The 6,770-nt window shown below is 26.9% G+C and carries 6 protein-coding genes; all 6 read left to right on the top strand.

Annotation, left to right across the window (positions count from 1 at the left end):
• The first annotated feature begins 330 nt into the window (after positions 1-330).
• Positions 331-825 (top strand): ATP-dependent Clp protease proteolytic subunit, encoded by a 495-nt coding sequence (locus Q5F54_RS09055; protein WP_288523865.1) that lies wholly within the window; start codon positions 331-333, stop codon positions 823-825.
• Between the two features lie 291 nt (positions 826-1,116).
• Positions 1,117-2,295 (top strand): MFS transporter, encoded by a 1,179-nt coding sequence (locus Q5F54_RS09050; protein ID WP_281537565.1) that lies wholly within the window; start codon positions 1,117-1,119, stop codon positions 2,293-2,295.
• Positions 2,296-2,488: 193 nt separating this feature from the next.
• Positions 2,489-3,382 carry a glycoside hydrolase family 73 protein gene (locus tag Q5F54_RS09045; protein WP_277233237.1) on the top strand — a complete coding sequence of 298 codons (894 nt, stop codon included), beginning with the start codon at positions 2,489-2,491 and terminating at the stop codon, positions 3,380-3,382.
• 135 nt (positions 3,383-3,517) lie between these two features.
• Complete coding sequence (locus Q5F54_RS09040) at positions 3,518-3,814, top strand: YciI family protein (protein ID WP_281537564.1); 297 nt, start codon at positions 3,518-3,520, stop codon at positions 3,812-3,814.
• Positions 3,815-4,033: 219 nt separating this feature from the next.
• The gene (locus Q5F54_RS09035; protein ID WP_281537563.1) at positions 4,034-4,399 is read left to right on the top strand and encodes a helix-turn-helix transcriptional regulator; all 366 of its coding nucleotides are present in this window, start codon (positions 4,034-4,036) and stop codon (positions 4,397-4,399) included.
• Positions 4,400-4,410: 11 nt separating this feature from the next.
• The coding region (locus tag Q5F54_RS09030) for a heavy metal translocating P-type ATPase (protein ID WP_302334278.1) at positions 4,411-6,770 on the top strand (2,360 nt) is incomplete at its 3' end.

Below are 6,770 nucleotides of genomic sequence, written 5' to 3'. Positions count from 1 at the left end.
CCAATGATAAGTTTAAATTTTTGATTATATATAAGTTTTAATTAAAATACTTCATTAATTAAAACTACTAAGTTGTATTTTCTAAAAGTACCATAGATAATACAACGCATTTTATAATGTAGAATTATTATTAGAACATATATATTATAAACCAATTAATAGAAAGAAATTAAATATATCGCACAAGAGATATAGCTATTTTTATTTCAAATTTATCGCATAACTATATAATATAGCATTTTACAAAATAAATAAAAATACAAACGTAGACTAAAAATAATTGTGCTATACTTATTAGTAAGTAGTTATTAGACTCAAAACAAGAATTAAATGGGGGTATCATATGAACAATCAAGGGGAAAAACAACAAAATTCAAAAGACAAGAAATGGGAGATGAACCAATAAAACTATTTATCAATAGTCAAGGTGGTCATGTAGAAGCAGGAGATACTATACATGATATGATTAAATTTATAAAACCTCGTGTTATTATAATAGGTACTGGATGGGTTGCAAGTGCAGGAATAACTATATATCTTGCTGCTGATAAAGAAGATAGATATTCATTGCCAAATACTAGATACATGATACATCAACCATTAGGTGGATGCCAAGGTCAAGCGACAGATATAAATATAGAGGCAAAAGAAATAGTAAGAGTTCGTAAAAGAATTAATAATATAATAAGTAATGCTACAGGTCAGCCACTAGAGAAGGTTGAAAAAGATACAGATAGAAACTATTGGTTAAATGCAGAAGAAGCAGTTGATTATGGTATAGTAAACAAAATTATAACAAGCTATGATGAATTACCTAATTTATAATATCAATGTAGTATGGAAAAATACTTTAAATAAAGATTATAGTTAAAATTTATATAAATAAGATAAAGCCTTGCAATCATTTAGTTTTTAATGATTTAAGGCTTTTTATTATAAAATTATTTAATACATTAAAGTAAAATTAATAACTATGTAACAATTTTTAGTTAGGTTGTATTTTATGTTAATATATAGTCTTTTTACAAGTGGATAAAAATAATTTCATAAAGTTTATGTATTAATTATTATGGTATAATACTAAAAGCGAAAAAATAAAACAACTAAGGAGAATTTATGGACAAAAATAAAATGAAAAAGATATTGTTTATAAACTTTATAACAATGGCAACATTTAATATGGCACATCCAGTAACACCATCGCTTATAAATGCACTAAGTATGCCAACATATATGTTTGGTGTATTATATTCAACAATGTCAATAGCTCACTTTGTAATGTCTCCTATATGGGGTTCAATGTCTGACCAAAAAGGGAGAAAAAGATTTTTAGTTATAGGTGTAATTGGTTATGGTCTTAGCCAACTAGGGTTTGGATTTATAGAAAGTACACCTTTAATACTTTTATTTAGAATAGCAGGTGGTGCTATGTCAGTAGCATTTATAACTACATGTATAGCGTATGTAAGTGACATATCTTCAAAAGAAGAAAGAACAAAGTATATGTCATATCATACAGCTACAACATCTATAGCTAGTTCTGCAGGAGCTTTAATAGGTGGATTTTGTGGCGGATATGGATATAAAGTTGCATTTTTAACTCAGTTTATATTATGTTTAGTAGTTGCAGGGATTATATACTTTATAGTAGATGAAACTGTAGAGAAAAAACAAGGTAAGATAGAAGTTTATACAAAGCATCTTAGAAAAGGAAATAAAACTACTAAATTAAATCCGATACTAAGTACAATGATGATAGTTATGACTTTAGTAACTATAGCAACAACTTCATATAATTCTACAATAAATTATTACTTAGAGTCAGTTCTTAATATGCCAACAATGGTAAATGGTATAGTTATGGCTGTTGCAGGGTTTATAGCATTAATAATGAATTTATGGATAAACCCTTATTTAAGTAAAAAGTTTAATGAAAAATATACATTAGTAGTTGCTTGTGTAGTATCAGGTGTAAGTATGTTAGTAGCTTCATTATTTAATAACATAATGCTTAGCTTTATGTTTATAATGATATTTGTTGGAAGTAGTGCTTTAGTTACTCCAATACAACAAAGTATAGTATCAAAACTTGCTAAGGATAATTATGGAGAAATAATGGGAATACAAGGGTCTTACAAGGCTATCGGTATGATTGTAGGATCTTTAGCTTCTGGATTTATATTTGATATAGGAAATAAATTACCATTTATATTAAGTGGAATATGTTGCTTAATAGTATGTATCTTGGTATCTAGAATTTCTTTAAAGGAAAAAGCTGAAACGATTAGTGTATAAGTGAAAGGGACTGCCTCAAAATAGAGGTCAGTCTCTTTTATTTTAACCATAAGTATAAATTCACGACGTAAGGGTTAATTATAATAACTTAGATGTACCTATATAGTAAATATAATGACTATTTTGTAACATTTTTGAAGCAAATACCATGTATAATAGAATTATAGCAAACATCATAGGAGGAAGGCAGAATATGAAAATTAAAACCTTTATAATCAGCGCTATAACCCTATTTATATCACTGTACTTAATAATTGGATATCACTCTTTAAAACATATAGATAAAAATAGAATAGATGTAAGTAAGTATATAACACTTGTTGATGAAGTAAGTGAAAATAAAGTACAGGTAAATTGGAAATATGTAGTTTCAATTATAGCAGTGGAAAATAAAAATAAAATAAAGAATATATCAGATGATAAAATAAAGAATACAGCTAATTTATTTATAGAAAAATCAGATAATGGTTATAAGTTAAATAGTTTAGATAATGTATTAAATAAATTAAATTTTACTGACAAAGAAAAAGAAAGAGTAAATGATTATATAGACCAATTAAAATACTTTGGATTAACCCCTTATAGATTAAAAGAAGATAGTAAATACACTAAATTTATAGAAGAAATAAAAGATGAAGCCATTAAAAATTATAAAGAATATAAAATATTACCATCAATAACAATAGCTCAAGCAATTTTAGAATCGAGCTGGGGAGAATCAGATTTAGCTCAAATATATAATAATCTATTTGGAATTAAAGCAGATTCAAGTTGGAAAGGTGAGTATGTTACATTAGAAACATTTGAGTTTTATGATACAAAAATAGAAGATAAATTTAGAGTATATAGTAATAAAAATCAATCTATAAAAGACCATGCAAAATTTTTAGTAGATAATCAAAGATATAAAAAATATGGGGTATTTGAAGCAAAGACATATATAGAACAAGCATATGCTTTACAAAATGCAGGTTATAGTACAGCAGAAGATAACAGTGGACAAAAACGATATGCAAAAGATTTAATAGAGCTAATACGCCAATACAATCTTCAATTAATTGATAGTGAAATAAAGATAAGTGATTAATATATAATGACTTAATAAAATATTAATACATATAAAGTTATAACATTTATTAAATCATTGTTTAATAAATGTTATAACTGGTATTTATAATATTAAATAAGTTAATATTAAGCGTAGCTGAAGGAGAAAGTAAGGATGAGATATTTTATTGTTCAAGGCAAGATAAAAAATCAAGATAAAATGAACGATAGTATAATGAAAGAACATATGGCTTATTCTCAAAAAGCAATGGATAATGGGTTAATATTAATGTCTGGACTTAAATCTGATATAAGTGGTGGAGTATTTATTATGAAAGCAGAGTCTATTGAAAAAGTAGAAATCTACCTATCTAATGAACCACTTAAAGTTAATGATATACAAGACTATAGTATATTAGAGTTTTTACCACACTATTTTAACCAATCACCAAATGAATGGTTTAACAAATAATTTAAAAGAGTGATTTATATTTCTAAAATTAATTATTTTTATATTAATCTATTATGTACAAAAGAGGCTATATCAAAATGGATAAGCCTCTTTTTTGTGAAAAAATATATTTAAAAAGAGTTGCAATGTTGTAACAAAAGTTGTAATATATGAGTATAAATAATATATGAACAATTATTCATATATATAAATATTCATATATTTATATAGGAGGAACTTATGAAAGATATAGAAGTATGTTGCAGTAATGAATTACATGAAGAGATAGTTGATTCTGTAAGAGCTAAAATGCCAGATACAGAAATGTTATATGAATTAGCGGAACTATTTAAAGTATTTGGAGACACAACAAGAGTAAGAATATTATACGCACTATCAGCACAAGAGATGTGTGTATGTGATATAGCAGATCTATTAGATATGACTCATTCGTCAATATCACATCAGCTTAGAGTTTTAAAACAAGCTAGATTAGTAAAATTTAGAAAAGAAGGAAAAATTGTATTTTACTCTCTAGATGATTGCCATATAAGTCAAATATTTAGTTGTGGGCTTGAACATATAGAAGAAAGATATAAAAGATAGGAGATGAGTTTGTGGGAGCGTGTAGTATAAGTAAAAAAGAGATAATACTAGGAGGCTTAGACTGTGCTCATTGTGCAGAAGTAATTAATGACAAGGTATCTAAATTAGAAGAAATAGAATATTGTAACTTAAACTTCATAAATAAAAAACTGACTATAGAAATAGCTTGTGATTTAGAAATAGATAAAGATGATGTTGTATCAGAAGTTATAGATATAATAAATGATACAGAACCAGGACTTGATATAAAAGTATTGGGAAATGAAAACACAAATAATAAAAAAGTTGAAATCACATTAGGTGGGTTAAATTGTGCTCATTGTTCAGAAGAAATAGGAAATAAAGTATCGAAATTAGACAATGTAGTACAGTCTAACTTAAATTTTATAAGTAAAAAGCTTACCGTTGAAGTAGCTAAAAACGTAGATGAAAAATTAGTTATAGAAGAAATTATAGATATAATAAATGATACAGAACCAGGACTTGATATAAAAGTTAATTTTTTAGATACAAAGAAAGAAAACAAAGTAGAAGCTATTGAAGAAGTTGAACCTTCAAACAAACGTGATTTAATAAAATTAATTATAGGTAGTATAATGTATATCTTTGGAATTTTCCAAACTGCAACTGGATTTGAAAGTAAGTTTGTTAATATACTATTTTTAATAGTTTATTTAATAGTAGGTTATGATGTATTATTAAAAGCCTTAAAAAATGCATCAAAAGGTAGAGTATTTGATGAAAACTTCTTAATGTCTATAGCAACAGTAGGAGCTGTTATAATAGGAGAAGTACCAGAAGCAGTAGGAGTTATGCTTTTTTATAAAATAGGTGAATATTTACAAAGTATAGCAGTAGGAAAATCTAGAAAATCAATAACTTCACTTATGCAAATAAGACCAGATTCTGCTAACTTAAAAGTTGGATCAGAAATAAAAGTAGTTTCTCCAGAAGAAGTAAGTATTGGAGATATAATAGTTGTAAAGCCAGGTGAAAAAATACCTTTAGATGGAGTAGTAGTAGATGGTTTTTCAATGGTTGATACATCAGCACTTACAGGAGAATCAGTTCTTAGAGAAATAGGTGTAGGAGAGTCTGCATTATCAGGATTTATAAATAAAAATGCACTATTAACAATTGAAGTAACTAAAGAATTTGGAGAATCAACAGTTTCAAAAATACTTGATTTAGTTGAAAATGCAAGTAGCAAAAAATCTAAAACAGAAAACTTTATAAGTAAGTTTGCAAAATACTATACACCATTTGTATTATTTTCTGCTATGGCAATAGCATTTATACCACCACTAGTAGTACCTAATGCTGAATTTTTAGATTGGTTTTATAGAGGACTAGTATTTTTAGTTGTTTCTTGTCCTTGTGCTTTAGTTTTATCAATACCATTATCATTCTTTAGTGGAATTGGTAACTCATCTAAACATGGGATATTAATAAAGGGAAGTAACTATTTAGAAGCACTTAAAAATGTAGATACAGTAGTATTTGATAAAACTGGTACACTTACAAAAGGTGTATTTAAAGTAACAAAAGTATCGCCTGTTGGAATAAGTGAAAAAGAGTTAATAGAATATGCTGCATATGCAGAAGTAAATTCAAACCATCCAATAGCAAAATCTATAGTAAATTACTATAAAGAAAGTATAGACTTAGAAAAAATAACATACTTTGAAGAAATAGCAGCACATGGTATAAAAGTAAAATATAATGATTTACACATATTAGCTGGTAATGATAAGTTAATGAGCAGTGAAAATATATTATATTTCAAAACTGATGATATAGGAACAGTAGTTTATATAGCAGTTAATGGAGCTTATAGAGGATATATAGTAATATCTGATGAAATAAAAGAAGATAGTAGAGAAGCTATAAGAAACTTAAAACTAAGTGGCGTTAAAGAAGTTGTAATGTTAACAGGAGACAATGAAAATGTAGCAAATAAAATTGCTAAGGAGCTAGGAATAGATAAAGTTTATTCAAACTTATTACCTAATGAAAAAGTTGATAGATTAGAAGAAATATTTAAAAATAAATTATCAAAAGAAAAAGTTGCATTTGTTGGAGATGGTATAAATGATGCTCCAGTACTTGCAAGAGCTGATGTTGGTATAGCAATGGGAGCATTAGGGTCAGATGCAGCAATAGAGGCAGCCGATGTAGTTTTAATGACTGATGAGCCAAGTAAAATTGCTAAAGCAATAGAAATAGCAAGAAAGACAAATAAAATAGTATGGCAAAATATTGTATTTGTATTAGGGGTTAAGGCCATAGTATTAATACTAAGTGCAGGTGGAGTAGCTACTATGTGGGAAGCAATATTTGCAGATGTAGGAGTTGCTTTAATAGCAGTATT

It is taken from the genome of uncultured Romboutsia sp., assembly GCF_958366745.1.
Taxonomy (GTDB): domain Bacteria; phylum Bacillota; class Clostridia; order Peptostreptococcales; family Peptostreptococcaceae; genus Romboutsia; species Romboutsia timonensis.
The sequence above is the reverse complement of the archived record's forward strand: the minus strand, read 5'-3'. Positions and strand labels throughout refer to the sequence as shown.

Excerpts from the sequence above, each read along its gene's own strand:
- Q5F54_RS09045 (WP_277233237.1), top strand. The coding sequence starts at position 2,489 with ATGAAAATTAAAACCTTTATAATCAGCGCTATAACCCTATTTATATCA.
- Q5F54_RS09035 (WP_281537563.1), top strand. The coding sequence starts at position 4,034 with ATGAAAGATATAGAAGTATGTTGCAGTAATGAATTACATGAAGAGATA.
- Q5F54_RS09050 (WP_281537565.1), top strand. The coding sequence starts at position 1,117 with ATGGACAAAAATAAAATGAAAAAGATATTGTTTATAAACTTTATAACA.
- Q5F54_RS09040 (WP_281537564.1), top strand. The coding sequence starts at position 3,518 with ATGAGATATTTTATTGTTCAAGGCAAGATAAAAAATCAAGATAAAATG.
- Q5F54_RS09055 (WP_288523865.1), top strand. The coding sequence starts at position 331 with ATGGGGGTATCATATGAACAATCAAGGGGAAAAACAACAAAATTCAAA.